Annotated in this window: 29 protein-coding genes; 5 read left to right on the top strand and 24 right to left on the bottom strand. The window is 66.2% G+C overall.

Annotated elements, in window-relative coordinates; translation table 11 throughout:
- Positions 1–122 precede the first annotated feature (122 nt).
- The 23 genes from flhB to ACFZCE_RS12990 all read right to left on the bottom strand — a co-directional run bounded on the left by flhB (position 123) and on the right by ACFZCE_RS12990 (position 20506).
- Complete coding sequence (gene flhB, locus ACFZCE_RS13100; RefSeq protein ID WP_390939530.1) at positions 123–1277, bottom strand: flagellar biosynthesis protein FlhB; 1155 nt, start codon at positions 1275–1277, stop codon at positions 123–125.
- A gap of 6 nt (positions 1278–1283) precedes the next feature.
- On the bottom strand, positions 1284–2060 hold the full coding sequence (gene fliR / locus ACFZCE_RS13095) for a flagellar biosynthetic protein FliR (RefSeq protein ID WP_390939528.1): 777 nt from the start codon (positions 2058–2060) through the stop codon (positions 1284–1286).
- 1 nt (position 2061) lies between these two features.
- Positions 2062–2331: a flagellar biosynthesis protein FliQ gene (gene fliQ / locus ACFZCE_RS13090; protein ID WP_390939526.1), complete on the bottom strand. Its 270-nt coding sequence runs from the start codon at positions 2329–2331 to the stop codon at positions 2062–2064.
- A 20-nt stretch (positions 2332–2351) separates the two neighbouring features.
- Positions 2352–3104 (bottom strand): flagellar type III secretion system pore protein FliP, encoded by a 753-nt coding sequence (fliP, locus tag ACFZCE_RS13085; RefSeq protein WP_390939524.1) that lies wholly within the window; start codon positions 3102–3104, stop codon positions 2352–2354.
- Positions 3104–3547, bottom strand: a complete 444-nt coding sequence (gene fliO, locus ACFZCE_RS13080) for a flagellar biosynthetic protein FliO (protein ID WP_390939522.1) — start codon at positions 3545–3547, stop codon at positions 3104–3106. Before fliO ends, fliP begins: the two co-directional genes overlap by 1 nt.
- Positions 3547–4014 (bottom strand): flagellar motor switch protein FliN, encoded by a 468-nt coding sequence (fliN, locus tag ACFZCE_RS13075; protein ID WP_390939520.1) that lies wholly within the window; start codon positions 4012–4014, stop codon positions 3547–3549. The genes fliO and fliN overlap by 1 nt, the downstream gene beginning before the upstream one ends.
- Before the next feature lie 40 nt (positions 4015–4054).
- Positions 4055–5023 (bottom strand): flagellar motor switch protein FliM, encoded by a 969-nt coding sequence (gene fliM / locus ACFZCE_RS13070; RefSeq protein WP_390939518.1) that lies wholly within the window; start codon positions 5021–5023, stop codon positions 4055–4057.
- A 9-nt stretch (positions 5024–5032) separates the two neighbouring features.
- Positions 5033–5554, bottom strand: coding sequence for a flagellar basal body-associated protein FliL (gene fliL / locus ACFZCE_RS13065; RefSeq protein WP_390939516.1), 522 nt, complete (start codon positions 5552–5554; stop codon positions 5033–5035).
- A gap of 249 nt (positions 5555–5803) precedes the next feature.
- The gene (locus ACFZCE_RS13060) at positions 5804–7252 is read right to left on the bottom strand and encodes a flagellar hook-length control protein FliK (protein ID WP_390939514.1); all 1449 of its coding nucleotides are present in this window, start codon (positions 7250–7252) and stop codon (positions 5804–5806) included.
- A gap of 65 nt (positions 7253–7317) precedes the next feature.
- Positions 7318–7662 (bottom strand): Hpt domain-containing protein, encoded by a 345-nt coding sequence (locus ACFZCE_RS13055; RefSeq protein WP_390939512.1) that lies wholly within the window; start codon positions 7660–7662, stop codon positions 7318–7320.
- Positions 7663–7688: 26 nt separating this feature from the next.
- Complete coding sequence (locus ACFZCE_RS13050) at positions 7689–9392, bottom strand: SpoIIE family protein phosphatase (RefSeq protein ID WP_390939510.1); 1704 nt, start codon at positions 9390–9392, stop codon at positions 7689–7691.
- A gap of 9 nt (positions 9393–9401) precedes the next feature.
- A complete protein-coding gene (locus ACFZCE_RS13045; RefSeq protein WP_390939508.1) occupies positions 9402–9707 on the bottom strand; it encodes an STAS domain-containing protein in 306 nt (101 codons plus the stop codon).
- An 89-nt stretch (positions 9708–9796) separates the two neighbouring features.
- Positions 9797–10246: a flagellar export protein FliJ gene (fliJ, locus tag ACFZCE_RS13040; protein WP_390939506.1), complete on the bottom strand. Its 450-nt coding sequence runs from the start codon at positions 10244–10246 to the stop codon at positions 9797–9799.
- Positions 10247–10252: 6 nt separating this feature from the next.
- On the bottom strand, positions 10253–11614 hold the full coding sequence (fliI, locus tag ACFZCE_RS13035; protein ID WP_390939504.1) for a flagellar protein export ATPase FliI: 1362 nt from the start codon (positions 11612–11614) through the stop codon (positions 10253–10255).
- Positions 11604–12371: a flagellar assembly protein FliH gene (fliH, locus tag ACFZCE_RS13030; protein WP_390939502.1), complete on the bottom strand. Its 768-nt coding sequence runs from the start codon at positions 12369–12371 to the stop codon at positions 11604–11606. The genes fliI and fliH overlap by 11 nt, the downstream gene beginning before the upstream one ends.
- 96 nt (positions 12372–12467) lie before the next feature.
- On the bottom strand, positions 12468–13490 hold the full coding sequence (gene fliG, locus ACFZCE_RS13025; protein WP_390939500.1) for a flagellar motor switch protein FliG: 1023 nt from the start codon (positions 13488–13490) through the stop codon (positions 12468–12470).
- Positions 13483–15300, bottom strand: coding sequence for a flagellar basal-body MS-ring/collar protein FliF (gene fliF, locus ACFZCE_RS13020; protein ID WP_390939498.1), 1818 nt, complete (start codon positions 15298–15300; stop codon positions 13483–13485). Before fliF ends, fliG begins: the two co-directional genes overlap by 8 nt.
- Positions 15301–15314: 14 nt before the next feature.
- Complete coding sequence (fliE, locus tag ACFZCE_RS13015; protein ID WP_390939496.1) at positions 15315–15653, bottom strand: flagellar hook-basal body complex protein FliE; 339 nt, start codon at positions 15651–15653, stop codon at positions 15315–15317.
- Between the two features lie 100 nt (positions 15654–15753).
- Positions 15754–17178, bottom strand: coding sequence for a sigma 54-interacting transcriptional regulator (locus ACFZCE_RS13010; protein ID WP_390939494.1), 1425 nt, complete (start codon positions 17176–17178; stop codon positions 15754–15756).
- Positions 17175–18353, bottom strand: a complete 1179-nt coding sequence (locus ACFZCE_RS13005) for an ATP-binding protein (protein ID WP_390939492.1) — start codon at positions 18351–18353, stop codon at positions 17175–17177. Before ACFZCE_RS13005 ends, ACFZCE_RS13010 begins: the two co-directional genes overlap by 4 nt.
- A 332-nt stretch (positions 18354–18685) precedes the next feature.
- Complete coding sequence (locus tag ACFZCE_RS13000; protein ID WP_390939490.1) at positions 18686–19207, bottom strand: DUF2937 family protein; 522 nt, start codon at positions 19205–19207, stop codon at positions 18686–18688.
- A 9-nt stretch (positions 19208–19216) separates the two neighbouring features.
- Entirely contained in the window at positions 19217–20002 is a 786-nt protein-coding gene (locus ACFZCE_RS12995) for a class II glutamine amidotransferase (protein ID WP_390939488.1), read from the bottom strand.
- Between the two features lie 12 nt (positions 20003–20014).
- A complete protein-coding gene (locus ACFZCE_RS12990; RefSeq protein WP_390939486.1) occupies positions 20015–20506 on the bottom strand; it encodes an MFS transporter in 492 nt (163 codons plus the stop codon).
- A gap of 69 nt (positions 20507–20575) precedes the next feature.
- Between ACFZCE_RS12990 and ACFZCE_RS12985 the strand changes: the two genes are divergently transcribed.
- From ACFZCE_RS12985 to ACFZCE_RS12970, 4 genes are all read left to right on the top strand, one after another.
- Positions 20576–22630, top strand: coding sequence for a prolyl oligopeptidase family serine peptidase (locus ACFZCE_RS12985; RefSeq protein ID WP_390939484.1), 2055 nt, complete (start codon positions 20576–20578; stop codon positions 22628–22630).
- Between the two features lie 67 nt (positions 22631–22697).
- Positions 22698–24728, top strand: coding sequence for a prolyl oligopeptidase family serine peptidase (locus ACFZCE_RS12980; RefSeq protein ID WP_390939482.1), 2031 nt, complete (start codon positions 22698–22700; stop codon positions 24726–24728).
- Between the two features lie 14 nt (positions 24729–24742).
- On the top strand, positions 24743–25207 hold the full coding sequence (locus tag ACFZCE_RS12975; RefSeq protein ID WP_390939480.1) for a cyclic nucleotide-binding domain-containing protein: 465 nt from the start codon (positions 24743–24745) through the stop codon (positions 25205–25207).
- Between the two features lie 44 nt (positions 25208–25251).
- A complete protein-coding gene (locus tag ACFZCE_RS12970) occupies positions 25252–25623 on the top strand; it encodes a DUF2892 domain-containing protein (protein WP_390939972.1) in 372 nt (123 codons plus the stop codon).
- 3 nt (positions 25624–25626) lie between these two features.
- On the opposite strand, the gene ACFZCE_RS12965 is transcribed toward ACFZCE_RS12970, so the two are convergent.
- Entirely contained in the window at positions 25627–26076 is a 450-nt protein-coding gene (locus tag ACFZCE_RS12965; RefSeq protein ID WP_390939478.1) for a YcgN family cysteine cluster protein, read from the bottom strand.
- A 140-nt stretch (positions 26077–26216) separates the two neighbouring features.
- Here ACFZCE_RS12965 and ACFZCE_RS12960 point away from each other — a divergent pair, with 140 nt between their 5' ends.
- Positions 26217–26813, top strand: a complete 597-nt coding sequence (locus tag ACFZCE_RS12960; RefSeq protein WP_390939476.1) for a nitroreductase family protein — start codon at positions 26217–26219, stop codon at positions 26811–26813.
- The last annotated feature ends 128 nt before the right edge of the window (positions 26814–26941 follow it).

Genomic DNA, 26941 nt, shown 5'->3' with positions numbered 1-26941 from the left:
TCAATCTGTAAGCTCTGCTGATTTCGTGCATGAGCTTCAGGGCCCATCGCCCGGCACAGCCGGCCTCCCGCCCGATGTGTATTGTCCTGGAAATCAAGCACAATCTAGTCCTTTAGCCAGGCTCACTCGGCGGGCTTGCCCTCTTCATCGCGGCGCAAATCTGGCGGGATGGGCACATCCTTCGGCGCCTGTGGGCGTTTGCCCTGGCCGGCGCGGTACTGGCGGATCTGGTACACGTAGGCCAACACCTGGGCCACGGCCATGTAGAGCCCGGCCGGGATCTGCTGGTCAAGCTCGGTGGAGTAGTAGATCGACCGCGCCAGCGCCGGCGACTCCATCACCTGGATGTTGTTGGCCTGGGCGATTTCGCGGATCTTCAGCGCGGTCATGTCGGTGCCCTTGGCCAGCAGCATCGGCGCGCCGCCGGCGTCGGCGTCGTACTTGAGCGCCACCGCGTAGTGGGTCGGGTTGGTGATCACCACGTCGGCCTTGGGCACATTGGCCATCATCCGCCGCTGGGAAATCTCCCGCTGCATCTGCCGGATGCGCCCTTTTACCTCCGGCTTGCCCTCGGTCTGCTTGTATTCGTCCTTGACCTCCTGCTTGGTCATCATCAGCTTCTGCCGGCTCTGATACAGCTGGATCGGCACGTCGATGCTGGCCACGATGATCAAGCCCAGGGCCATCCACAGGCTGCTCCAGCCCACCACCTGCAAGGCATGCACGATGGCCCGCTCGAGCGGCTCGTTGGCGATCGCCAGCAAGTCGTTGCGGTCTTTGTTGAGCACGTACACCGCTACCGCCAGGGTGATGCCGAACTTGCCCAGGGATTTCAGCAGCTCGCTGGCCGAGTGCATCGAGAACATCCGCTTGAGCCCCGAGGCCGGGTTCATGCGGCTGAACTTCGGCGCCAGCGAGCCCGCGGCGAACAGCCAGCCGCCCAGGCAGATCGGGCCGATGATCGCCGCCAGCAGCAACACGATCATCACCGGCTGGGTGGCCTGGATGGCCATGCGCGCCGCGCGGTAGAGGAAAATCGCCATCTGGTTGGTGTCGAGCAGCACGTCGGGCGAGAGGGTGAAGCTTTGCCGCATCACCTCCATCAGCATGGTCGCCATGCCGCCGCCAAAAGCCAGCAGCCCGCCGACCCCAGCCATCATGATGATGAAGGTGTTGAGGTCACGGGAGCGGGCGATCTGCCCCTGCTCGCGGGATTCCTTCTTGCGTTTGTCTGTGGGCGCTTCTGTTTTGTCTTGCCCGCTTTCGCTTTCGGCCATTACGCGTCACCTGGCCCGCACCAGCTGCCGGAGCCATTGCAGGGCTTCGGTGGCCAGTGCCTGATAGTGGTTGAGGATGTCGGCCATGTTGATCCAGAGGATCACCATGCCCAGCACGATGGTCACCGGCATGCCGACGGAGAAGATATTGAGCTGCGGCGCGGCGCGGGTCATCACCCCCAGGGCGATGTTCACCACCAGCAGCGCGGTGATCGCCGGCAGCACCAGCAGGATCGCCGCGGCGAGCACCCAGGTCAGGCGGTTGGCCAGGTCCCAGAACTGCCCGGTGAGCACACCGCCGCCCACCGGCAAGGTGGTGAAGCTTTCGACCAGCACCTCGAACACCACCAGGTGGCCGTTCATCGACAGGAACAACAGCGTGACCAGCATGTTGAAGAACTGGCTCACCGTCGCCACGTTGACGCCGTTGGCCGGGTCGATCATCGAGGCGAAGGCCATGCCCATCTGGATCGCCACCACCTGCCCGGCAACCACGAACGTCTGGAACAGCATGTGGATCGCCAGGCCCATCAGCGCGCCGATGATGATCTGCTCGGCGCACAGCAAGCCGGCACGCAGGCTGATGGCGTCGATCTGCGGCATTGGCGGCAGCGCCGGGGTGATCACCACGGTGATCGCCAGCGCCATGTACAGGCGGATGCGCGACGACACCATGGTCGCGCCGAACAGCGGCAAGGTCATCAGCAAGGCGGCCACGCGAAACAACGGCAGCACGAAGCTGGCGACCCAGGCGCCGATCTGGGCATCGCTGAGGGCGAGCACGCTAGCCGATCAACTGCGGGATGTTGTGGTAAAGCTCGAGGATGTAGTCCATGAATTCACGGACCATCCACGGGCCGAGCACGATCAGCGTGATCAACATCACGATCATCCGCGGCAAGAAGCTCAGGGTTTGTTCGTTGATCTGCGTGGCCGCCTGGAACATGGCCACGATCAACCCCACCAGCAGCGACGGCAGGACCATCACCGCGACCATCAGGGTGGTCAGCCAGAGCGCGCTGCGAAACAGGTCGGTTGCGATTTCCGGAGTCATTCAGGCACCTCGCGATAGGGTCACACGCCGCCGAAGCTGCTGGCCAGGGTGCCGATGATCAGCGCCCAGCCATCGACCAGCACGAACAGCATCAGCTTGAACGGCAACGAGATGATCAACGGCGACAGCATCATCATGCCCATGGCCATCAGCACACTGGCCACGACCAGGTCGATGATCAGGAACGGGATGAAGATCATGAAGCCGATCTGGAAGGCGGTTTTCAGCTCGCTGGTGACGAACGCCGGCACCACGATGGTCAGCGGCGCGGCATCCGGGCTGGGGATGTCGGTGCGCTTGCTCAGGCGCATGAACAGGTCGAGGTCACTGGTGCGGGTTTGCGTGAGCATGAAGGTTTTCACCGGCACTTCGGCGCGGGCCAGTGCATCCTGGGCGCTCAGCTGGTTGGCCAGGTACGGCTGCAGGGCCTCGCTGTTCACCCGGTCGAACACCGGCGCCATGATGAACATCGTCAGGAACAAGGCCATGCCGGTGAGCAGCTGGTTCGACGGCGTTTGCTGCAGGCCCAGGGCCTGGCGCAGGATGGAAAACACGATGATGATCCGGGTGAAGCTGGTCATCAGCATGACGAACGCCGGGATGAAGCTCAGCGCGGTCATGATCAGCAGAATCTGCAGGCTGACCGAATACTCCTGCTGGCCGTTGGCCCCGGTGCTCAGGGTAATGGCCGGCACCTGCAAGGGGTCGGCCGCCCACGCCAGCGGCGCGGCCAGGAACACGCCCAAGAACAACAGCCCGCGCAACAGCCGCATCACTTCTTATCCTTTTGGTCCTTGCCGAGCAGTTCCATCAGCCGCTGGGCGAATTCAGGAGGCACCGTTTCGGCCTTCTCGGGCACGGCCACCGGCTTGGCCATCACGTGCAGCGGAGTGATCCGCCCCGGGGTCAGCCCGAGCAGAATCTGCTCGTCGCCCACCTGCACCAGCACCAGCCGGTCGCGCGGGCCCAGCGCCCGCGAGCCGACCAGGTCGATGACCTGCCGGCCACCGCGCGGCGAGGCCTGCTGCATGCGCTTGAGCACCCAGGCCAGGCCGACGATCACCGCCAGCACCACCAGCAGGCCCAACACCGTTTGCAGCAGTTGCCCGCCCATGCCGCCGCCGATCAGCGACGGCTCCTTGGCCGCCTGGGCGGCCGGTTCGGCGGCCCAGGCCAGGCCCGGCAGCGCCATCAGCGCTATCAGCCAGCGGCCCATCAGCGCAGCTTCTTGATGCGTTCGGTGGGGCTGATCACGTCGGTGAGGCGGATACCGAACTTCTCGTTCACCACCACCACTTCGCCGTGGGCGATCAGCGTGCCGTTGACCAGCACATCGAGCGGCTCGCCGGCCAGGCGGTCGAGTTCGATCACCGAGCCCTGGTTGAGCTGCAGCAGGTTGCGGATGCTGATTTCGGTGCTGCCCACTTCCATGGAGATCATCACCGGGATGTCGAGGATCACATCCAGGTTCGGGCCTTCCAGGCCCATGTTGTCGTTGGTGTTTTTCGGCGGGGTGCCGAACTCTTCCATCGGCAGGCGCGAGCCTTTCGGTTGCTGGGCGGCGTCGGCGGCCAGCAAGGCGTCGATGTCGCCCTGGCCATCGCCGGATTCGCTCAGGGCCGCGGCCCACTCATCGGCCAGCGCCTGGTCTTCGGCAGACACGGTGTCTTTATCATCAGCCATCATGGTTCCTCAAATCTGCGTATTCAGTGCCGAGGCGCCGTCAGCGGCGCTCGATCGGCGTGGTAATTTGCAGGGCCAGGTTGCCCTTGTGCGCGCCCAGCCGCGCCTTGAACGAGGGCACGCCATTGGCGCGCATCACCAGTTCTTCGGGCAGCTCGACCGGGATCACGTCGCCCGGCTGCATGTGCAGGATGTCGCGCAGCTTGAGCTGGCGCCGCGCCACGGTGGCCGACAGCGGCACTGCTACGTCGAGCACGTCTTCGCGCAGGGCCTTGACCCAACGTTCGTCCTGGTCGTCGAGGTCGGACTGGAAGCCCGCATCGAGCATCTCGCGCACCGGCTCGACCATCGAGTACGGCATGGTTACGTGCAGGTCGCCGCCACCGCCGTCCAGTTCAATGTGGAAGGTCGACACCACGATCGCCTCGCTGGGCCCGACGATGTTGGCCATGGCCGGGTTGACCTCCGAGTTGATGTACTCGAAGTTCACTTCCATGATCGCCTGCCAGGCTTCTTTTAAGTCAATGAAGCACTGGTCGAGCACCATGCGCACCACGCGCAGCTCGGTGGGGGTGAACTCCCGGCCTTCGATCTTGGCGTGGCGGCCATCGCCGCCAAAGAAGTTGTCGACCAGCTTGAACACCAGCTTGGCGTCGAGAATGAACAGCGCGGTGCCGCGCAGCGGCTTGACCTTGACCAGGTTCAGGCTGGTGGGCACGTACAGCGAGTGCACGTATTCGCCGAACTTCATCACCTGCACGCCGCCTACCGCCACGTCCGCCGAGCGGCGCAGCAGGTTGAACATGCTGATGCGGGTGTAGCGGGCAAAACGCTCGTTGATCATCTCGAGGGTGGGCATACGCCCACGCACGATGCGGTCCTGGCTGGTCAGGTCATAGGTTTTGACGCTACCCGGCTCGACCGGGTTATCGGTTTGCACCAGGCCATCGTCGACGCCGTGCAGCAGGGCGTCGATCTCATCCTGGGAGAGCAGGTCCTGAACGGCCATGCGGGCTTCCTATTGCAACACGAAGTTGGTGAACAGAAGCTGGTCGACCACCAGCTTGCCGAGTTCTTTCTGGGCCACTTCCTGCACGCTGGCGGTGGCTTTCTGGCGCAGCATTTCAGTACCGACCGGGCTGGCCAGTTGGTTGAAGTCCTGCCCGGATAACAGTAGCACCAGGTTGTTGCGGATCACCGGCATGTGCTCCTTGAGCGCGGCCATGCCTTCGGGGTCGTGGCTCATCAGGGTAATGCTGACCTGCAGGTAGCGCTGGCGCCCTTGCTGGTTGAGGTTGACCACGAAGGCCGGCTGCAGTGCCTCATACAGCGCCACCGGCTTGGCGGTGGCCGCGGCCGGCGCGTCAGCGGGCTTGGCGGCGTCCTTGTTCTGGGACTTGTGCAGGAAGAACCAGGTTCCCCCGATCGAGCCGCCCACGACCACCAGCAAGGCAACCACGATGAGGATGATGAACTTGAGCTTGCCCTTCTTGGCCGGTGCCGCGCCTTCGGCCGCCGGTGCTGCTTCTTTCTTCGCCATGCCAATATTCCGTCGCTGTATCGAGGGTTTACAGGAGATATTGGGACAGGAGCAAGGGTTGTGCCAGTTTTTGCGGAGGGGGTGTTCTCGGTGGCAGGCTGATTTTGTGCATGAGCTTCAGGGCCCATCGCCCCGGCACAGCCGGCCTCCCACGGGTTCTATGTAGCCTCGTAAATCAAGTACTTACACAAATCTGGTGGGAGGCCGTGGTCCGGCACTCCGGCTGTGCCGGGCGAAGGGCCCTGATCGTCAGGCGTAGTAGTCGACGATGCTGCTGCCAATCACCACCTGCGGCTGGCTGACTTCCTCGATCGCGCCGGTGTCGGCGCTGCCGTCGGTGCCCTGCCCGTTCGCCGTGCCGCTGCCGCCAGCGCGGCCGTTGGCGAACATCTGCTGCTGTTGCTGTTGCTGCTGTTGTTGTTGCTGGCGCGACTGGTCGCCCACGCTGACATCAACGTTGCTCAGGCCCTGCTGTTGGAGCATGTCGCGCAACCGGCCTTGCTGGTTGTCCAGGGCTTCGCGCACCGCCGGGTGGGTGCTGGTGAAGGTCACCTGGGTCTGCTGGTCGGCGGTCACGTCGACGCGGATGTCCAAGCGGCCCAGCTCCAGCGGGTGCAGCTGGATTTCAGCGGATTTCAGGTTCTGGCTCGACAGGTACATCACCCGGTTCACCAACCCCTCGCTCCAGCCGCTCTGGGCCATCTGCAGCGGTTGCGCCTGGGCCGCGGCGGTGGATTTGTCCGCGGCGGCGCTGGCGGTGGCCAGGGTTTGCATGCGGCTGGCGAAATCATCGGCGCGGGTGGTGCTGGCGGCCACGCCCGGGGTCAGCGGGGCGCTGCTGTCATCACTGCTGGAGGCCAGCGACGCTTCGCCTTCTTTACCGGCGCCCTGGGCCGGCACCTGCGGCTCGACGATGGCCGTGAGGTTGTCGGCAAAGCTTGGCTGCTGGCTGGCCTCGGCCTTGCCCTTGGCGTCCGTGGGCTGCGCGTGGGCCGAGGTGGTGCCCTGGGCCTTGGCGTTCTGCTCCAGGGCCATGCGCACCATCGGCATGCCCTCGAGCGGGTCTGCCGCCGGGTCGAAGTCTTCGCTCTGGCTGTCGTCGTTGGCCGCTGGCGCCGTGGCCGGCGCGGCTTGTGCCAGCGGCGGCGGTGCCACCGGCAGGGTTTGCGCGGCTTGCTGGGCCAGTGCCTGCGGGTCGGGCTGTTGCGGCGCGGCCGCCACCGGCGCTGGCGCCGGCTCCGGCGCGAGCAGTGGGTCTACCGGCTGCGCCTGGCTGGCGGCCGGGTCAGTGCTGGCGACGCTGTCGCCATCGTCGTCCTCGGACGTATCGGCGCTGGATACCTTGTCGTCGTCCTTGGCGGTTTTATCATTCGCCTTGGCGACCTTGTCATCCGCCTTGGCCGAGGTTTTGCTGGCCGGCAAGTTCTTGCCGCTATCGGCAACCTTGGCCTTGCTGGTATCGGTTTTGTCACTGCTCGCCGGTTTATTGTCAGCGGCCTGGGAGGCGTCCGAGCGGCGCGCGGCCACCTTGCTGGCTTGGCTGGCGGTCGCGCTGGCCTGCTGGCTGCTGTACACGTCGGAGAAGCTGGGGCCCGCGTCATTGCTGACGTCTGTGGTTTTGGCCGAAGCCTGGCCGGCGGTGCTGGTGGCACTGGTGGCCGAGCCCAGTTGCAGCAGTGTGTTCGAAGCGACAGGCATGAAGGCGTCCCCGTTGCGCTGGAGGAATGACAGATGCAACGGAGTTAGCAATTAGCGGGCCAGCCTCAACTGGTGCAGCGCTGCCGCTCGTCTATGAACAGTTGCCGCACTGTGCCGAACTCAAGGTCGATACGGCTGACGAGGTCTTCGATACCCTGCAGCGGGCCGTGGAAGGCGCGCTGTTCGAGCTCACGGCACAGTTCGGCCAGTTGCACCGCGCCCATGTTGGCGCTGCTGCCCTTGAAGCTGTGCGCCGCCTGGCCCAGGTCGCGGGCGTCGCGGGCCTCGCGCAAGTGGGCCACGCGAGTGGCGGAGTCTTCCAGGAAGGTATCGAGCAACAGCGGATACTCATCCTCCATCACTTCTTTCAAGGCGCTCAGCACCTTGTAATCGAGATGTTCATTAGCCACGGGTGGTCCTCCATGATCGCGGCGGATTATGCCTGAGCTGCCCAGGTGAATTCCACGCGCGCGCTACGTCCGTCGTCGGCCCATTCCGCGTGGCGGCTCAGCTCGCGGATCAGGTTGATACCTCGCCCAGCATAGGCCTGCTCGCCCGAAGGCGCACGCGCCGCCACATCGAAACCGTGGCCGCTGTCGCTGACGGTGATCCGCAAGCGGCCACCGCCGCCCTCCTCCGGCTGGATTTCCAGCCCCACACTGACCTGCCCGGCCTGCAGCGCCTCCAAGCGTTGCTGGCGCAGGCTGTAATACTGGGCAAAGCCCTCGGCATCCCGCTTGAGGGCCGAGTCCAGGCCCAGCACACCGTGCTCGAGGGCATTGGAGTATAGCTCGGTGAGCACGGTGTACAGCGCGCCGCTCTGGTCGCGCAGGCCTTGCACCTCCAGCAGCAGCTGCAGCAGGAACGGCAGCGGGTTGTAGCGGCTGAGGGTTTGCCCACGAAATTCAAAGCAGACCGACCAATCCATCGGCGCTAGCTGGCCGCTGTCGGAGAAGATCAGCCCCGAGGCTGGCGCGGTGCCCGGGGCGTTGGCCTCGATCTGCACCATGCTGGCGTCGTCGTGGGATTCCCCGCGAAAATCCGCCACCGCCTCGCGGATGTCTTCCAGCAGGCGGTGCGGGTCGGTGTTACGGTCGAACACCCCTTGCAAACGCTCGGCGCCGAACATCTCCTCCTGTGGGTTGGCGGTGTCGATGATCCCGTCGGAGAGCATGAACACCCGGTCGCCGGGGTTGAAGGCAAAGGTTTCGATGGTGGCGTCGAAGGCCGGCCGCGGCAGGATGCCCAGCGGCAGATGCCGCGAGGCCAGGGGCAGGCGCGGGCCGCTGAGCGGCAGCAGGTACGCATCGGGCATGCCGCCGTTCCACACTTCCAGCACCTTGCGCCGGGGGCTTACGTTGAGCAGCGTGGCGCAGCAGAACATGTCGACCGGCAAGATGCGCTTGAGCTTGGCGTTCATCTCCCGCAGGGTTTCGGCCAAGCCGTAGCCCTTGGCGGCCATGCCGTAGAACACCTCGGCCAGGGGCATGGCGCCGACCGCCGCCGGCAGGCCATGGCCGGTGAAGTCACCGAGCATCACGTGCATGTCGCCCGAAGGGGTGTAGGCGGCCAGCAGCAGGTCACCGTTGAACAACGCATAGGGCGACTGCAAATAGCGAATGTTGGCGGCGTTCAGGCAGCCGGAGTGGGCCACTTGGTCAAACACCGCCTTGGCCACCCGTTGCTCGTTGAGCAGGTGGCCGTGGTGGCGCGCCAGCAGGTCGCGCTGTTCGAGCACAGTGGCCTGCAGCCGGCGCACGCGCTCCATGGCCTTGATCTTGGCGCCGAGCACCACCTGGTTGTAGGGCTTGGCGAGAAAGTCATCGCCGCCGGCCTCGACGCACTGCACCAGCGCTTCTTCTTCGGCCAGCGAGGTGAGAAAAATGATCGGCACCAACTCGTCGCCGGCCATGGCTTTGATCCGCCGCGCCGCCTCGAAGCCGTCCATCACCGGCATCATCGCGTCGAGCAATACCAGTTGCGGGCGCACCTGCTCGAACACCTTCACCGCTTCGGCGCCATTGCCGGCCTGCAGCACGTGGTGCCCCTGGCGGCGGACGATCGCCGCCAGCAGCATGCGGTCACTCATGTTGTCGTCGGCAATCAGCACCGTCAGCGCCGGGCGCTCGGAAGTGGCCATCCGCGCGGGTTAAATGTCGAACAGCTTGTCGAAGTTGGAGATCGCCAGGATCTTGCGCACGTCGGTGCTGGCATTGACCAGCTTGACCTTCGCCGCATCGCCGCCGGCGTGGTCGCGCAACAGCAACAGCATGCCCAGCGCGGAGCTGTCCAGGTAGGTGGCCCCGCCGAGGTCGACCACATAGGTTTTGGGTTCTTTACCGAAACGCTCGTACGCCTGGCGAAAATCCTGGTGGGCGCCAAAGTCGAAGCGCCCGCTGATGGTGATCGTCAGCGTAGATGTCCCGTCCTGGGAAAGTTCAGATGACACAGCCATGGAAGCATCCTTTTTCTGTTTGGCGACTGCCGAAAAGTATGTAGCACCAAGGGCAATGGCAGGCAACTCGCCCGCGCTATTTCATTGCCTCAGTACCCCTCAGACCGCGGCAGGCGCTGGGAAAGTTCATCGAGTAAGCGCTGTTCGCGTTTATCTTCGAGCAGGCGCGCTTCGCTGATGTAGCGATCGACCAGTTTGCGCAGCCCCTCGACCCGCGCGTAGGCCTTCTGCCAGATGCCGCGCGCTGAATTCAGGTTGTTCTGGTGCCAGTTCAAGCTCTTGCGTTGCTGGCCCACGGCGGTTTCGATCTGGCTCAGAAACCGGTGGTAATTCATCAGCCACTGCCCCGACACCCCCTGGGTGCCGTTCTTGATCCATTGCGCCTGGTAGTTGGCGCGGAACTGCTCCAGCTCTTGCAGCTTGGCCTCGGCCAGGCGTACCTGGCCTTGCAGGTAGCCCAAGCGTTGGGCGGCCGAACGCTCGACCTTCTCGGCCATTTCCACCACTGGCGCCAAACGCGCTGCCCGGCTGGTCGCCATCGCGGCTTACCCCGGCGCCACGGCGGGCTTGAAGATCCCCGCCAGCCGGGCTTCGCTTTCCGGCAGGTTGTCGGTTTCGGTCAGGCCCTGGCGCAAAAAGTGAACCAGCTTGGGGTGCAGGGTGATCGCCAGGTCGGTTTCCCGGTCGCCGCCGGCCACGTAAGCGCCCACGCTGATCAAGTCGCGGCTTTGCTGGTAGCGCGACCACAATTGCTTGAACTGCTGGGCCTGGCTCAGGTGCTGTGGGCTGACCACCGCCGGCATCACCCGGCTGATCGAAGCCTCGATGTCGATGGCCGGGTAATGGCCCTCTTCGGCCAGGCGCCGCGACAGCACGATGTGGCCGTCGAGCACCCCACGGGCAGAGTCGGCGATCGGGTCTTGCTGGTCGTCACCTTCGGACAACACCGTGTAGAACGCGGTAATCGAGCCGCCGCCGGCTTCGCCGTTACCGGCCCGCTCGACCAGCTTGGGCAGTTTGGCGAACACCGACGGCGGGTAGCCCTTGGTCGCCGGCGGCTCGCCGATGGCCAGGGCGATTTCGCGCTGGGCCTGGGCGTAGCGGGTCAGCGAGTCCATCAGCAGCAGTACGTTCTTACCCTTGTCACGGAAGTACTCGGCAATACGCGTGCAGTACATGGCCGCGCGCAGGCGCATCAGCGGCGCGTCGTCGGCCGGCGAGGCGACCACCACCGAGCGCTTCAGGCCCTCGGCGCCGAGAATGTGCTCGATGAATTCCTTCACCTCGCGGCCCCGTTCACCGATCAGCCCGACCACGATGATGTCGGCCTCGGTGAAGCGGGTCATCATCCCCAGCAGCACGCTCTTGCCCACCCCGGTACCGGCGAACAGGCCCAGGCGCTGGCCGCGGCCGACCGTCAACAAACCGTTGATGCAGCGAATGCCCACGTTCAGCGGCTGGCTGATCGGGTCGCGGTTTAGCGGGTTGATGGTCGGGCCGTCGAGCGGCACCCAGTCTTCGGCTTTCATGCCGCCCTTGCCGTCCAGCGCGCGGCCGGCGCCGTCGAGCACGCGGCCGAGCATGGTCATGCCCATCGGCAGCCGGCCGGTGTCGGCCAGCGGTACCACGCGCGCGCCGGGGGCGATCCCGGCCAGGCTGCCGACCGGCATCAGGAACACCTTGCCGCCCGAGAAGCCCATCACCTCGGCTTCCACCTGCGAGGGCTGGTAGCTGTCGTCGTTGATCACCAGGCAGCGAGTGCCCATGGCTGCGCGCAGGCCTTCGGCCTCCAGGGTGAGGCCGACCATGCGCAGCAGGCGGCCCTCCACCACCGGCTGGCGCGGCAGGGCGATGGCCGGGGCGTAGGTGCCCAGGCGCTTGCCGAAACTGGTGCGCTCAAGGCGCATCGGTGGGCTCCAGCTCGAGGTGAATGTCGGCCGTGGTGGGGTTCATGCCCTGTTCGTGCAATTGGTCGAACAACTGCGCCAAGGCCTGGGTAATGCGGGTTTCGACGGTGGCGTCGATGCGGCTGTGTTCGGTCTCGACCCGGCAGCCGCCGGGCAGCAGGGCTGGGTCTTCGAGGATGCGCCAGGTTTCTTCGTGGCGTTCGCGCAGGGCCTTGATCTGGGTGAAGTCCTGCGGGTTGACGAAAATCCGGATGTTGTTGGCACCCATCGGCAGCAGCTTCAGGGCCTCGTGCAGCACCCGCTCGATTTGCGCCGATTCCATCTTCAATTCACGCTGCACCACTTCGCGGGCCACATGGCCGACCAGCTCGACCAGCGAGCGCTCGATCTGGTTGTCTTGCTCAGCGATCGGCGCCATCAGGTTGGCCATGATCATCTCCAGCGGCTCCAGCCGCGCCTTCAGGGCGGCGTCGGCCTCCTGGCGGGCACGCACCTGGGCGCTGTGGAAGCCATCCCGCTCGCCTTGGGCGAAGCCTTCGTTGTAGGCCTCCTGGCGAATCGCCTCGACCTCCTCGAGGGTCAGCGGCTGCACTTCGTCCAGCGGCACCTCTTCGATTTCCGGCTCGGGTATCAGCTCCGGCTCAGGCTCCGGGCGTTCCGGGTCGAAGCTGGGCAGCCGCCACAGGTCCGCCCCGGCCACGTCGCGGGCACGGATCAGGTCGGTGGCATTAGGTGGCTGCTTGCTCGCTTGGCTCATGCGCTCATCCGTCGGCTTGGCGCAACGCCGGCGCCCTCCCGAGGGAAGTGCCGGCGTTGCTTGAATCGTGAATAGTTAAGACAAGGGTAGCGCGGTTTAGATCATCTCTTCGCCGCCTTTGCCGCCCAGCACGATTTCGCCAGCCTCGGCCATGCGCCGGGCGATGGTGAGGATTTCCTTCTGCGCGGTTTCCACTTCGCTGACCCGCACCGGCCCCTTGGCCTCGAGGTCGTCGCGCAGCAGTTCCGAGGCACGCTTGGACATGTTCTTGAAGATCTTCTCGCGCACGCCTTCGTCGGCGCCCTTCAGGGCCACCACCAGCACGTCGGAAGACACCTCGCGCAGCAGCGCCTGAATGCCCCGGTCGTCGACGTCGCGCAGGTTGTTGAAGACGAACATGAGGTCTTCGATCTGCCCGGAAAGGTCGCCGTCGATCTCGCGGATCGAGTCCATCAGCTGGCCTTCGACCGAGCTGTCGAGGAAGTTCATGATGTCGGCCGCGCGCTTCACGCCGCCCAGGCTGGTACGGGCGGTGGTCGAGTTGCCGGCGAACTGTTTCTCGAGAATGGTGTTGAGCTCTTTGAGCGCCGCCGGTTGCACGGTGTTCAAAGACGATACCCGCAAAATGATGTCCAAACGGGCCTTATGGTCAAAGTGCCCGAGCACCTCGCCGGCTTGGTCCGGGTCCAGGTACGCCACCACGATCGCTTGAATTTGCGGGTGCTCGTAGCGGATCACATCCGCCACGGCGCGCGGTTCCATCCATTTCAGGCTGTCGAGGCCGCTGGTGTTGCCACCGAGCAGGATGCGGTCGATCAAGCCGTTGGCTTTGTCTTCACCCAGGGCCTGGGTGAGCATTTTGCGAATATAGCCATCGGAGCCCACGCCCAGGCTGGTCTGGTCGCCCACGCTGGTGACGAACTCGGTCATCACCTGCTCGACCTGCTCGCGGTGAACGTTGCGCATCTGCGCCATGGCCACACCCACGCGCTGCACTTCTTTCGGGCCCATGTGCCGCAGCACTTGCGCGGCATCGGTTTCGCCCAGCGACAGCAACAGGATGGCAGCCTTGTCGACCTTGGTCAGCTTGGGCGCGGCCAGTGCACGGTTATCACTCATCTGCGTTGATCCATTCTTTCACGACCTGCGCGACACGGCCCGGGTCTTCGGCCACCAAACTCTTGATTGCATTGAGTTGGGCGTCATAGCCCTCGCTTGGGCTTGGCAACAGAATGCTCTGCGGCCCGCCCAGGCTGACCCGATCATCGGCCAGCCCACCTTCGAAACTGCCCCCGCCCATGCCGGCGCCCATACCGCCGGCGCCGCCACCGCTGCCACCCTCGCCATCGGCCAGGGCCAGCTGGCGGGATTTGCCACCGCCGGTGATGTTGTTGAGCACCGGGCGCAGCACGCCGAACACCAGCACCAGGATGAACAGCACGCCCAGCACTTGCTTGACCACGTCCCAGAACCACGGTTGCTGGTAGAAGGCCGGCTCGGCGATCACTTCGCCCTGGTCGGCGCTGAACGGTGCGTTGATCACCGTCACGCTGTCGCCACGGCTGGCGTCGTAGCCCACGGCGTCTTGCACCAGGCGGGTAAAGCGCGCCAGGTCATCGGCGCTCCACGGCTGGTGGGTCATCTGGCCGTTGGCCGGGTCAAGCTTGGCCTGGTCGTCGACCACCACCGCCACCGACAGGCGGGTCAAACGGCCCTGCTGCTGGCGGGTGTGGCTGATCGAACGGTCCAGCTCATAGTTACGGGTCGACTGCGAGCGTTTGTCCGCCGGGAACGGCGCCAGCATCGGCTGGCCGGTGGCCGGGTCCATGATCTGCTGGCCGTTGGCGTCGAGCAGCGGCTGGCCCGGCGGGATGGCCTGCGGCTGGTTGGCCGCGGCGGCGCCACCGGTGCGTTGCGGCGCCGAACTCGGGCCGGGCGGCTGGTTGCTCAGGGCACCAGGCACGCCACCGTTGGGGGTGCCGGCCGAACGTTGCTCGCTGGTCGACTGCTCGCTGCGCAGCGCCGGTTGGTCAGGGTTGAACTGCTCGGACGTAGACTCGACCGCGGTGAAGTCGACGTTGGCCGACACCTGCGCCTTGAAGCGGTCGTTACCCAGCACCGGTTGCAGGATGGTCTGCACGCGTTGGCTGAGCATCGACTCCATGCGCCGGGTGTAATCGAATTGCTTGCCGGCCATCGACAGCTCGGAGCTGTCGGCCATGTCGGAGAGCAAGGTGCCCTTCTGGTCGACCACGGTCACGCCGTTCTTGTCCATCTCCGGCACGCTGGTCGCCACCAGGTTGACGATCGCCATCACCTGGCCAGGGTCCAGAGTGCGGCCGCCGTACATTTCGACCAGCACCGAGGCGGTGGGCTTGCGGTCGTCGCGCACGAACACCGAGCTTTTCGGGATGGCCAGGTGCACGCGCGCGGCCTTGACCCCGTTGAGGGCGGAAATCGTCCGGCTGAGCTCGCCTTCCAGGCCGCGGCGGTAGCGCGCCGCTTCCATGAACTGGCTGGTGCCCAGGCCTTGGTCTTTGTCGAGAATCTCATAGCCGACGTTGCCGTCGCCCTGGGTCACGCCGGCCTGGGCCAGTTGCAGGCGGGCACGGCCGAGGTCGTCGGCCTTGACCAACAGGGCGCCGGAGTTCGGCTCAATGGTGTACGGAATATTGGCGCCGTTGAGGGTGTCCGTCACCTGTTTGGCGTCCATCCCGGCCAGGCTGGTGACCAACGGGCGGTAATCAGGCTGCTGCGACCACAACACCACGGCGAAGCCGATCGCAACGCTGGCCGCCAGGCCGACCAACAGGCCCACCTGCCGCAGCACCGGCATCTTCGAGATGTTTTCCAGGAACGCCAAGCCCGGCATCGATTTGCCAGCGGCGCCGGCACTCTTGGCGGGGACGTTATCGGTTGCTTCAGCCATGACCTAACCTGCCCTCAAACCGGCATCTGCATGATGTCTTGGTAAGCCTGAACCAGCTTGTTGCGCACCTGGGTCATCGCGGTGAACGACACGCTGGCCTTCTGCGACGAAATCATCACGTCGGTGAGGTCGACACCCTGGGTGCCGATCTCGAAAGCGTTGGCCAGTTGGTTGGCGGCCTGCTGGGTGTCATTGACCTTGTTCACCGCGCCGCTGAGCAGGTCAGCGAAGCTGCTGGTGCCAGCGGTTTCTTCCACGGCGCTCTTGGCCGCGGCTTTGCCGCTGCCCATCGCTTCCATCTGCATGGAGCGCATATCCATCATCAAGCGGTTGAATTCGACACCCTGGCTCATGCTGCTGATCTCCCGGCCTTGCAGAATATTGACGCTGAAACAGCTCGTTACTGGTGAAGTAGCAAGAGCAATGCCAAAGCCTACCAAGTCGATACGCGAATCAACTGGCGTACAGGTAGGCGTCTACGTCCATGCCGGCATCGCGCATCTGCGCCAGCTTGTAGCGCAGGGTGCGCGGGCTGATGCCCAGCCGCTCGGCGGCTTCTTTGCGACGCCCGCGCTCCGTGCGCAGGGTCTGGATGATCACCTCGAACTCGCGCCGGCGCAGGTCGGTTTCCAGGCCTTGCGCGGCGTCACTAGGGCTGACCCCAGTGAGGGGTGTCGGTTTCGACCGATCCGACGGTTGGGGATCCGAAACCGGCTGCGTCAATAATTCAACACGTAACGGCGGCTGCGGAATACCCGCGAGGCAGAAGTCTTCCGCGCGGATCACGCCGCCCTGCTGGAGGATCAACGCGCGCTGTACGGCGTTGTCGAGTTCGCGCACGTTACCTGGCCAGGCATGCGCCAAAAGGCAGGCGCGGGCGCTGGCATCGAGCTGGGCAGGGCCTTGTTTCATCTTTGCCGCGTGCTTGGCCAGGAGTTTTTCCGCCAGTGGCAGGATATCCGCGGGGCGCTCGCGCAGCGGTTGCCAGGCAAGCGGGAACACCGACAAGCGATAGTAGAGGTCTTCGCGGAAACGCCCGGCGGCCACTTCGGCGGTCAGGTCGCGGTTGCTGGTGGCCAGCACGCGGATGTCCAGGGCGATCGCCCGGCGCGCGCCAACCCGCTCTACCTCGCGTTCCTGCAACACACGCAGCAACTTGGCTTGCAGGCCCAGGGGCATCTCGGAGATTTCATCGAGCAACAGGGTGCCGCCGTTGGCCTGCTCGAACTTGCCCGGCTGGGACGCGATGGCGCCAGTGAACGAGCCCTTTTCATGGCCGAACAAGGTGGCCTCGAGCATGTTGTCGGGGATCGCCGCGCAGTTGATCGCGATAAACGGCTGGCCGGCGCGGGCCGACTGCTGGTGAATGTAGCGGGCCAGCACTTCCTTGCCGGTGCCGGACTCACCGCAAATCAGCACGGTGGACTCACTGCGCGCCACCCGCGCGGCCAGTTCCAACAGGCGCAGGCTGGCCGGCTCTTGGGCGACCGGGCCGTCCGCCACGGCGCTGGGCAGTTGCCCCAGGCCATGGCGGGCGACCGCTTCAAGCAGCGCGGCCGGCTCGAACGGCTTGACCAGGTAATCGGCGGCGCCCTGGCGCATGGCCTCGACCGCGCGGTCTACCGCGCCAAAGGCGGTCATCAGCACCACCGGCAGTTGTGGCTGGCTGGCGCGCAGCCGGGCGAGCAACTGGTGGCCGTCGATGCCGGGCATGTTCACGTCGCTGAGCACCAGGCTGAAGGGCTCGGCGGCCACCGCCAGCAGGGCGTCTTCAGCGCTGCCAACGGCGTGGTAGGCATGCCCGCCCAGGGCCAGGGTGTCGCACAGCGCTTCGCGCAGGGCGCGGTCGTCTTCGACCAGCAGCACCTTGTGGCTCATGGTGCCTCCTCGCCCAAGGGCAGTATCACCGTGGCACAGGTGCCGCGGCCCAGCCGCGAACGCAGTTGCAGGTCGCCGCCGTGGGCGCGGGCCACCGCGGTGACCACCGCCAGGCCCAGGCCGGTGCCGGTGGTCTTGGTGGTGAAGAACGGCTCGCCGAGGCGCGCCAGCACTGCCGGCTCGATGCCGGTGCCGCGGTCGCTGACCGCCAGGCGCAGGGTGTTATCGCGCTGATACAGGTGCACCTTCAGCCGCGCGCCGGGGCCACTGGCCTGCAGGGCGTTGTCGATCAGGTTGAGCAGCACGCCGACCAGGGTGTCACGGTTGCAGTTGAGCAAGTGCCCCTGCACGTCGCACTGCCAGCGCACCGCGGCGCCCTCGACGTGGGTGGCGGCGGCGCGGCGCAGGGCCATGAACAGGTCGGCCGGCGACAGCCGATCATGCATGGGCAACTCGCCGCGGGCGAAAATCAGCATGTCGCGCACCTGATGCTCCAGCTCGTGCAGGCGCTCTTTCAGGCGCCCGGCAAAGCGTTGCTGGGTTTCCACCGGCAGCACCTGTTCCTGCAGGTGGCCGGCGTAGAGCATCGCCGCCGACAGCGGCGTGCGGATCTGATGCGCCAGCGAGGCGACCATCCGCCCCAGCGACGACAGCCGCTCGTGGCGGGCGAGTTCGTCTTGCAGGCGGCGGGTTTCGGTGAGGTCGTTGAGCACCACCAACTGGCCCGGCTCGCCTTCCAGCGAACGGGTGGCGATCGACAGCCGGCGGCCATCGCGCAGGGAAATCTCGTGGCCGTCGTCGCGCCGCGGGGCGAAGCAGCGGGCGATCACCTGGCGCCACAGGTCACCGACCAGCGGCTCGCCGAGCAGGGCCTGGGCGGCCGGGTTGGCTTCAGCGATGCGGCCATGGGCATCGAGCACGACCACCCCGGCCGGCAGCACGTCGAGCAGGCTTTGCAGGCGCCCGGCCAGGCGTTCCTTGGCGGCGAGGTCTTCGAGGCGGCGCCGGCTGCTTTCAGCCAACTCGCCCTTGAGCTCGCTGACGCGGCTTTCCAGCAGGTTGTATGAATCGCTCAGCTGCGCCGAGACCTGGCTGAACAGGGCGAACGCCTGCTCGAGGTCTGGCTGGGCAGCCGCGGGGGCAAGGGCATCGCTCATCGGGACGGCTTGGGACATCGTGCTCTCTCGCGCAAAAGCGTCAGGAAACGGTTTGGACGAAAGGGTTTTTGCAAGGGCCGTGCCGGGGCGTGTCGCAAAATGGTTACAGGCGCTGGGGGCGTGGGCTGGCGGGGTGGGGGCGGGGTTGTATCGGGCGGGATACGCGCGATGGCGTCAAAAAACTGGTGGACGGGGGCTATGGCGGGGTTTACTGAGCGCATGGCCTGACTGGCCCATCGCCCGGCACAGCCGGCCTCCCACGGGTTCTGTGTTGCCCAGTAAATCAAGTACTTACATAAATCTGGGGGGAGGCCGTGGTCCGGCACTCCGGCTGTGCCGGGCGAAGGGCCCTACCGCCAACTCTCGGGAATCGGCTTGTGCCGGCGAATCCCGAAGGTGTAGCCAATGCCGATCATCAGCCATTCGAACGCCAGCGCCAGCAGCACGGCCACGGCCACGCCCCAGGTGATCGCCTCGGGCGCCAGCGGCACCTGGTAGTTGTAGCCCTGAAGGGTTTCATCGCGAATTTGCGGGTCTGCCGCGCTGACCACGTGCCAACTGCGCGCGTACCAGGGCCCTTGCAGCGCCTGCCATTCGGCCTGCAACTGGGCCTGGCGGGTGACCAGGGTAGCGATGCTCTGGGCGTCGCTGCGGAACACCGGGTCATCGCTGCCCTGGTAATGCTGCACCAGCGCCTGCAAATCGCCATTGAAGAACTTCCCGGCGGTGTCGCTGAAGCCCTGCAAGGCGTTGGTCGCCTCGGTCAGGTGGGCCTGCACGCGCACCGCGTAGTCATTCAACAACCCCGGCCACTGCACGCCCAGCAGCAGGCCGAGGGCGAAGATCACCAAACGCATATAACTTCGCAGCATGGGGTTTCCTTAACCGGCGGTTTCAGTGGTGCCCTGCGCCACGCATTCGCCCTGGCGCCACAGCGCCCAACTGCCCGGCTCGTAACGCTGCCAGGCTTCGTTGTCGGTGAGCGCCTCGGTGGTGATCACCGTAACCACATCGTTCGGAGTGGTTTCAGCCTGGAAATCGACCGCCACGTCGACATCCTTCAAACGGGCCGGGCCAAACGGTGCGCGGCGGGTAATGTAGACCAGCTTGGTCGAACAAAAGCAAAACAGCCAGTGGCCATTGCTGAGCAAGGCGTTGAATACGCCCTTGCCGCGGTATTCGGCGCAGGCCTCGACCAGTACCGGCAGCAGCGCCTCGATCGGCGCCGGCTCCGGGAACGCGGCGCGCACCCGGTTGAGCAGGTCGCAGAAGGCCGCTTCGCTGTCGGTGTCGCCCACCGGCCGGTAAAAGCCCGGCTGCGGGGCGAAGTCGGCCAGTTGGCCGTTGTGCGCGAAGCACCAGTTGTGGCCCCACAGCTCGCGCACAAAGGGGTGGGTGTTGGCCAGGCAGACCCGCCCGACGTTGGCCTGGCGGATGTGGCCGATGACGATTTCGCTCTTGATCGGGTAGCGCTGCACCAACTGCGCCACCTGCGACTCGCAACTGGCGGCGGGGTCCTGGAACAGGCGCAGGCCGCGCCCTTCGTAGAAGCCGATGCCCCAGCCGTCGCGGTGCGGGCCGGTGCGGCCACCGCGCTGCATCAGGCCGGTGAAGCTGAACACGATATCGGTCGGGACGTTGGCACTCATGCCAAGCAGTTCGCACATGGCAGCCTCGGCTTACAAACGCGGTTCGACCCGGCCACGGGGGCCGGCCGGTTGCGCGCGCGGCGCCGGCTCAGGGGCGCGGCGCGGCGCACTGGCCTCGCGGGCGTCTTCCTCGGCATCGCGCTTGGCCTGGGCGGCACGGGCGGCCTCGCGCTCGGCCTGGGCGGCGCGCCCCCTGCGCTCCAGCGGCCAGCGCAGCAGGGCGAACAACAGGTAAACGCCGAAGGCGATGGCGGTGTACATCGCCAGGGTCGGCACCGTGGCCCACAGGTGGCTGGTGTCTTTGAAGAGGATGTCGAGCGCCGAGATGGCGATCGCCGGGGCCAGCCGGGCGCTGGAGGAGTCGACCGCGGTAGGCACGCACACCGCCACCGCCGCCAGCAGGCGCAGTGGCTCGCGCAGCCAGCGCCACATCCAGCGGGTGGCGCGGAACCAGACGAGCAAGCACCCCAACGCGGCAAAGGCGTAGATGCCCCAGGCAATCAAGTAATCGTTTTCGGTCATGTGGATTCGAGCGACGGCAGGCGAATTGGCGCCTATGATAACGGCTTTTGCCGAAGGACGCTGCCTGCCATGACGACCTCTTCCGCGCCTGTTGCCCACCTGGGCCAAGGCGCCGACCCCTACGCTTGGCTGCAAGAGCGCGACAGCGCCCCCGTACTGGCCTACCTCGAGGCCGAGAACGCTTACCTGGAGGCGCAACTGGCCGACGAACAGGCCCTGCGCGAGCAGCTGTTCGAAGAAATCCGCGGGCGCATCCGCGAAACCGACCTCTCCTTGCCCTCGCCCTGGGGCCCGTGGCTGTACTACACGCGCACCACCGCCGGCGACGAATACGCCCGCCACTACCGCCACCCACGCCCAGCCGATGGCAGCCTTGTGGTGAACGAGGCCGACGAGCAACTGCTGCTCGACCCCAATGCCCTGGCCGGCGGTGGCTTTTTGTCGCTCGGCGCGTTCAGCATCAGCCCCGATCAGCAGCGCCTGGCCTACAGCCTCGACACCTCGGGCGATGAAACCTACCAGTTGTTCGTCAAGGAACTGGCCAGCGGCGCCATCACCGCCCTGCCCTTCGAAGACTGCGACGGCAGCATGACCTGGGCCAACGACAGCCAGACGCTGTTCTTCGCCAGCCTCGACGACACCCACCGGCCGTTCCGCCTGCACCGCTACCGGTTGGGCGACGCCCAGCCCGAGCAGGTGTTCGAAGAGCTCGACGGGCGCTTCTTCCTGCATTGCTACCGCACCAGCTCCGAGCGCCAACTGGTGCTGCAACTGGGCAGCAAGACCACCAGCGAAGCCTGGGTGCTCGACGCCGCCACCCCGCAAGGCCGCTTCGCCTGCGTGGCGCCGCGGGCCGAAGGCCACGAGTACGACCTCGACCACGGCCGCCTGAATGGCCAATGGCAGTGGTTCATTCGCAGCAACGCCAGCGGCATCAATTTCGCCCTGTACAACACGCCAGACAACGGCCAAGCGCCAACTCGCGAGCACTGGCAGGCACTGGTGCCCCACAGCGCCACGGTGATGCTCGACGGCGTCAGCCTGAACCACGCCGCCTACGTGCTGAGCCTGCGCGAAGGCGGCCTGCCGGTGATCGAGGTGCGCCCCGAGGGCGCGCCGGCCTACCGCGTGCAACTGCCCGATGCCGCCTACAGCCTGTACATCCAGGACACCGTCGAGTTCGACGGGCCGCACATGCGCCTGCGCTATGAAGCCCTCAACCGCCCGGCGCAGGTCCGCGAGCTGGCGCTGGCCAGCGGCGAGCAGCGGGTGCTCAAGCAAACCCCGGTGCTGGGCCGCTTCGACGCCGACGATTACGTCAGCCAGCGCCTGTGGGCGACCGCCGCCGACGGCACCCAGGTACCGATCAGCCTGGTGATGCACCGCCGCACCCAGGGCCAGCCGGCGCCGCTGTACCTGTATGGCTACGGCGCCTATGGCAGCAACCTCGACCCGTGGTTCTCCCACGCGCGGCTGAGCCTGCTCGACCGCGGCTTCGCCTTCGCCATCGCCCATGTGCGCGGCGGCGGCGAGCTGGGCGAGGCCTGGTATCGGGCCGGCAAGCAGGAACACAAGCAGAACACCTTCAGCGACTTCATCGCCTGCGCCGAGCACCTGGTCGCCGAGGGCCTGACCCGCCCCGCGCAACTGGTGATCAGCGGCGGCAGCGCCGGTGGGCTGTTGATCGGCGCGGTGCTCAACCAGCGCCCGGCGCTGTTCGCCGCGGCGATTGCCGAGGTGCCGTTCGTCGACACCCTGAACACCATGCTCGACCCCGACCTGCCGCTGACCGTGACCGAATACGACGAATGGGGCAACCCCGAGGAGCCGGCCGTGCACGCGCGCATCAAGGCCTATGCGCCGTACGAAAACGTCACCGCCCAGGGCTACCCGGCGATGCTGGTGGTGGCCGGCTACAACGACAGCCGCGTGCAATATTGGGAGGCCGCCAAGTGGGTCGCGCGGCTGCGCGCCACCCGCACCGACCACAACCTGCTGCTGCTCAAGACCGAGCTGGGCGCCGGCCACGGCGGCATGAGCGGGCGCTACCAGGCGCTCAAGGATGTGGCCCTGGAATACGCGTTCCTGTTCAAGGTGCTCGGCATCGCCGCCGAGGTGAGGTAACCGGGTAGCCCCCGCGCCGGCGAGCCGGGCCTACGCTGGCGGCCCCCTTACCTGTGGAGCCGCCGGCATGCCCACCGCCGAAACCCGCCAGGATTCCTACGCCTGGCTGCAAACCCCTACCCTCCCCGCCACCGAGGCTTTTCTCGCCCAGGAGCAGGCCCACCTTGAGCAGTACCTGGCCAGCACCACGGCACTGCAGCAGCGGCTGTTCGACGAAATCAGCGCGCGCTACCAGGACAGCGACCTGTTCACCCCCACGCCGCTCGGCGATTGGCTGTATTACTTTCGCAAGCACGCCGGCGAAACCTACTCCCGCTACTACCGCAGCCCACCCCTGGCCGGCGGCGCCCTGCTGGAACCTGACCCCACCGGCGAACAGCTGCTGCTGGACCCCAACCTGCTCGCCGGCGATGGCCGCATCGCCTTCGGCGCCCTGAGCATAAGCCCCGGCGGCCAATACCTGGCCTACAGCCTGTGGGCCGGCAGTGGCGATGGCCTATTCGTGCTGAACATGGCCACCGGTGAGCAGAGCGCCGTTTCGCTGCCCACTGAGCCATTCGACGGCACGGTGGTGTGGGCCAACGACAACCAGACCCTACTCTTCGGCGCTGGCCAGCACAGCCAACAGCTGTACCGCTACCGCCTGGGCGAGGCGCAACCGGAGAAAGTCTTCGAAGAGCAGCGCTCGGCCTATCGCCTGCGCTGCAGCCGCAGCAGCTCGGGCCACTGGCTGCTGCTGCACTGCCTTGCCAGCGACGCCAGCGATACCTGGGTGCTGCCCGCCGATGCGCCAGGCGGGCAGTTCCAAGCGCTGCCTGGCCCTGGCGGCAGCCCGCGGGGCGAGCTCGACCACGGCCTGTGGGGCGAGCAGTGGTGCTGGTTGCACCGCGCCAGCGGTGCGGGCGTAACCAGCCAGGTCGATTGCGCCAGCGCCGAGGCCAGCCCGGCATTGGCGGGCCCCTGGCAGCCGCTGGTAGCGCCCCGCGCGGGCGTCAGCATCGAGGCCATGGCGCCGAAGCGCAGCGCGCTGGTGTTGAGCGTGCGCAACCAAGGCCTGCCGCAGGTCGAAATCCATCGCGCCGGCACCCCGGCCGAAACCGTTGGCTTCGGCGACCAGCAGGCTTACCAGTTGGCGGTCAGGGCTGCCCTGCCCTTCGACAGCCCAGCCGTAGTGCTGGCGCTCGAGTCATTTACCCAGCCGCCCCAGACCCAGTGGCTGGCACTGCCCAGCGCGGAACGCCAGGTACTCAAAACCCTGGCCGTGCAGGGCAACTTCGACCCTGAGCGCTACGCCACCCGGCGCCTCTGGGCCACTGCCGCCGACGGCACCGCCATCCCGATCAGCCTGGTGATGCGCCGCGACCACCTCGAGCGCGGCCCACAGCGGCTGTTGCTGCAGGTGTACGGGGCCTACGGCGTGGCCCTCGAGCCGAGTTTTTCCCATGCTGGGCTGAGCCTGATCGATCGCGGCTTCAGCCTGGCAATCGCTCACGTGCGCGGCGGCGGCACGCTCGGCCCAGCCTGGCATGCCGGCGGCCGCGGGGCGCTGAAACAACACTCCATCGATGATTTCATCGCCTGTTCCGAATACCTGATCGAGCAGGGCTGGACGACCGCCCAGGGGCTGGTCATCCACGGCCACAGCGCGGGCGGCCTGGTGGTGGGCGCGGCGTTGAACCAGCGCCCAGAGCTGTTCGCCGCGGCGATTGCCCGGCAGCCGTTCGTCGACCCACTGACCGCCATGCTCGACCCTACCCTGCGGCTGACCGAACTGGAATACGAGGAATGGGGAGACCCCCGCGGCGCCGAGGCCTATGCCTGGATCGCCGGCTGGTCGCCCTATGAAAACGCCCGCGCGCAAGCCTACCCGCCTTTACTGGCCACCGGCGCCATGGGCGACACCGTGGTGCCTTACTGGCACCCGGCCAAATGGGTGGCCAAACTTCGCGAACAGGCCACCGGCGGCGGCGAGATCCTCCTCGCCATCGACCCTGAAGGCGCCCATGGCCAACCCTTGGGCCGATATGAAAGAATCCGCCAGGACGCGTTAGAATATGCGTTCATGTTAAAGGCCCTGGGGCTGGCCGATCATCTGTGAGGAATAACCCAAACATGGCCAACACCACCTCGACGAACAACGAGATCCGCATCATTCTGATGGACAGCCTGTTGTTCAAGAACCTGCTGCCCGAAGACTGCACCGCGGCGGCGGGCTACTTCAGCTTGCTGAAAATGCAGCAAGGCGAGGTGATCTTCAAGGAAGGCGACGCGGGCACCTTCATGTGCATCATCCAGCACGGCAACGTGTCGGTGCGCCGGCTCGACCTCGACAACAACGAGGTGGAAGTGGCGCTGCTGCGCAAGGGCCGTTCGTTCGGTGAAATGGCCGTGCTCGACGGCGAACGCCGCTCGGCCAGTTGCGTGGCGGCCACCGAGTGCCAGATGGTCAGCCTCGGCAAGGATTCGCTCGACAAGATGATGAGCGAGTCGCCGCGGGTGGCGTGCAAGGTGATCCGCGCGCTGGCGGTGGCGTTGTCCAAGCGCTTGCGCATGGCCGACGGGCAAAAGGTGTCGTGAACGGAACGAACCCCAGCCACGGCCGGTCAGGTAGATAAGCCGCAATCAAGGAGCCTGCCATGACCCGCCGTACCATTGACCCCGTACCGTTGATGCCCCACCCCCAGAACGTTCACGGTTGGGAGCGCGCCGGCTCGCTGGCCGCCGGCGCCGTGCTGGTGGGCAAGGGCGTGGCCCGCGGCGGCCTGCTCGGCTTGCTGCAGGTGGCCATCGGCGGCGCCGCGCTGGTGCGGGGCTACACCGGCTACAGCAAGACCAAGGCCATCCTCGAGAAAGGCCGTGAAGACCTCGACGAGATCCGCGGCACTATCGAGCGCGCCGGGGCCGAACTGCAAAGCCTGAAAGACAGCGCCGTGGCCGCCACCGAAGGGTTGACGGTGACCGGTGATGACCCGCTGCCACCGAAAAAACCCTGAGGGTTAGCCGGCGCGGAAGATCAAATGGTCTTCCCAGTCGTCTTCGGCGACTGCCGTTTCACTGAGCATGCGCCCGGCCTGGGAAATCCGCTGGGCGTGCACCTCGTTGCGATCCCCGCACACCAGGTGGTGCCAGGCGGGTAAGTCTTGACCTTCCGCCACCAGGCGATAGCCACAGGTAGGCGGCAGCCATTTGAACTGGTCAGCCTGCTCGGCGGTAAGGGCGATGCAGTCGGGCACGTGGGCGCGCCGGCGCGGGTAGTCGCTGCACTGGCAGGTGTTCAGGTCCAGCAGTTTGCAGGCGATGCGGGTGTAGTACACGCTGCCGTCGTCTTCGTCCTCGAGCTTTTGCAGGCAGCACAAACCACAGCCATCGCACAGCGACTCCCACTCCTGGGGGGAGAGTTGCGCGAGGCTTTTATGCAGCCAGAACGGTTCGGCGGGCGCGGCCATGGCAGGGTCCTGGGTAAAGAGGCGCGCTAGTCTACGGCGGCACTGTTCACTTGTCATCGACCGGGCATCGCAGTAGCTTTAGCCGCTCGAACGAACGCCTCGTGGCGACGTTACCCTCCTCCCCCCACAAGGAAGCCGCCATGAGCGACAGCCCACGCATCGCCGATTACGCCATCCACGAGCAATTCATCAACCGCTGGTCTCCACGCGCGTTCAGCGGCGAGGCCATCAGCGAAAAAGCCCTGCTGGGCTTTTTCGAAGCCGCGCGCTGGGCGCCGTCGGCGTACAACTCGCAGCCTTGGCGCTTTCTTTACGCGCGCCGCGACACGCCGAACTGGGAGCGCTTCCTCGGCCTGCTCAACGAATTCAATCGCAGCTGGGCGCAACAGGCCGCGGCGCTGGTGATCGTGATTTCGAAAACCACCTTCACCGCCCCCGGCGCCAGCGAAGAAGGCCCGGCCCTTTGGCACACCTTCGACACCGGCTCGGCCTGGGCGCACCTGGCCCTGCAGGCTAGCCTGGACGGCTGGCACACCCACGGCATGGCCGGCTTCGACAAAGAGCTGACCCGCAAAGAGCTGCAAATCCCCGAGGGCTACGAGCTGCACGCGGCGGTGGCGATCGGCAAGCTGGGCGACAAGGCCAGCCTGCCGGAGAAACTTCAGGCCCGTGAAGTGCCGAGCCCACGCAAGCCGGTGGCGGAAATTGCCGCCGAGGGGAATTTCACCCTGTTGTAAGGGTTGAGGGGCCCCGGGGCCCCCCCCCCCCCGCGCGGGGGCCCCCCCCCCCCCCCACAAACCCCGCCCCCACAACCACAAACCCCCCCGGCCCCCCCCCCCCCCCCCCACCCCCCCCGCGCCCGGCC

The organism is Pseudomonas sp. NPDC007930, assembly GCF_042958985.1.
Classification (GTDB): domain Bacteria; phylum Pseudomonadota; class Gammaproteobacteria; order Pseudomonadales; family Pseudomonadaceae; genus Aquipseudomonas.
This window is presented reverse-complemented; position numbering and strand designations above follow the sequence as displayed.

Excerpts from the sequence above, each read along its gene's own strand:
- ACFZCE_RS13000 (WP_390939490.1), bottom strand. The coding sequence starts at position 19,207 with ATGCTGCGAAGTTATATGCGTTTGGTGATCTTCGCCCTCGGCCTGCTG.
- ACFZCE_RS13060 (WP_390939514.1), bottom strand. The coding sequence starts at position 7,252 with ATGCCTGTCGCTTCGAACACACTGCTGCAACTGGGCTCGGCCACCAGT.
- fliO (WP_390939522.1), bottom strand. The coding sequence starts at position 3,547 with ATGGGCCGCTGGCTGATAGCGCTGATGGCGCTGCCGGGCCTGGCCTGG.
- ACFZCE_RS13050 (WP_390939510.1), bottom strand. The coding sequence starts at position 9,392 with ATGGCCACTTCCGAGCGCCCGGCGCTGACGGTGCTGATTGCCGACGAC.
- ACFZCE_RS13005 (WP_390939492.1), bottom strand. The coding sequence starts at position 18,353 with ATGTCCCAAGCCGTCCCGATGAGCGATGCCCTTGCCCCCGCGGCTGCC.
- flhB (WP_390939530.1), bottom strand. The coding sequence starts at position 1,277 with ATGGCCGAAAGCGAAAGCGGGCAAGACAAAACAGAAGCGCCCACAGAC.
- fliN (WP_390939520.1), bottom strand. The coding sequence starts at position 4,014 with ATGGCTGATGATAAAGACACCGTGTCTGCCGAAGACCAGGCGCTGGCC.
- fliQ (WP_390939526.1), bottom strand. The coding sequence starts at position 2,331 with ATGACTCCGGAAATCGCAACCGACCTGTTTCGCAGCGCGCTCTGGCTG.
- ACFZCE_RS12995 (WP_390939488.1), bottom strand. The coding sequence starts at position 20,002 with ATGTGCGAACTGCTTGGCATGAGTGCCAACGTCCCGACCGATATCGTG.
- fliL (WP_390939516.1), bottom strand. The coding sequence starts at position 5,554 with ATGGCGAAGAAAGAAGCAGCACCGGCGGCCGAAGGCGCGGCACCGGCC.
- ACFZCE_RS12975 (WP_390939480.1), top strand. The coding sequence starts at position 24,743 with ATGGCCAACACCACCTCGACGAACAACGAGATCCGCATCATTCTGATG.
- fliE (WP_390939496.1), bottom strand. The coding sequence starts at position 15,653 with ATGAGCCAGGGTGTCGAATTCAACCGCTTGATGATGGATATGCGCTCC.
- ACFZCE_RS12985 (WP_390939484.1), top strand. The coding sequence starts at position 20,576 with ATGACGACCTCTTCCGCGCCTGTTGCCCACCTGGGCCAAGGCGCCGAC.
- ACFZCE_RS12980 (WP_390939482.1), top strand. The coding sequence starts at position 22,698 with ATGCCCACCGCCGAAACCCGCCAGGATTCCTACGCCTGGCTGCAAACC.
- fliI (WP_390939504.1), bottom strand. The coding sequence starts at position 11,614 with ATGCGCCTTGAGCGCACCAGTTTCGGCAAGCGCCTGGGCACCTACGCC.
- fliJ (WP_390939506.1), bottom strand. The coding sequence starts at position 10,246 with ATGGCGACCAGCCGGGCAGCGCGTTTGGCGCCAGTGGTGGAAATGGCC.
- ACFZCE_RS13045 (WP_390939508.1), bottom strand. The coding sequence starts at position 9,707 with ATGGCTGTGTCATCTGAACTTTCCCAGGACGGGACATCTACGCTGACG.
- fliF (WP_390939498.1), bottom strand. The coding sequence starts at position 15,300 with ATGGCTGAAGCAACCGATAACGTCCCCGCCAAGAGTGCCGGCGCCGCT.
- ACFZCE_RS12960 (WP_390939476.1), top strand. The coding sequence starts at position 26,217 with ATGAGCGACAGCCCACGCATCGCCGATTACGCCATCCACGAGCAATTC.
- fliH (WP_390939502.1), bottom strand. The coding sequence starts at position 12,371 with ATGAGCCAAGCGAGCAAGCAGCCACCTAATGCCACCGACCTGATCCGT.
- ACFZCE_RS13010 (WP_390939494.1), bottom strand. The coding sequence starts at position 17,178 with ATGAGCCACAAGGTGCTGCTGGTCGAAGACGACCGCGCCCTGCGCGAA.
- fliM (WP_390939518.1), bottom strand. The coding sequence starts at position 5,023 with ATGGCCGTTCAGGACCTGCTCTCCCAGGATGAGATCGACGCCCTGCTG.
- fliG (WP_390939500.1), bottom strand. The coding sequence starts at position 13,490 with ATGAGTGATAACCGTGCACTGGCCGCGCCCAAGCTGACCAAGGTCGAC.
- fliP (WP_390939524.1), bottom strand. The coding sequence starts at position 3,104 with ATGCGGCTGTTGCGCGGGCTGTTGTTCTTGGGCGTGTTCCTGGCCGCG.
- ACFZCE_RS12990 (WP_390939486.1), bottom strand. The coding sequence starts at position 20,506 with ATGACCGAAAACGATTACTTGATTGCCTGGGGCATCTACGCCTTTGCC.
- ACFZCE_RS12965 (WP_390939478.1), bottom strand. The coding sequence starts at position 26,076 with ATGGCCGCGCCCGCCGAACCGTTCTGGCTGCATAAAAGCCTCGCGCAA.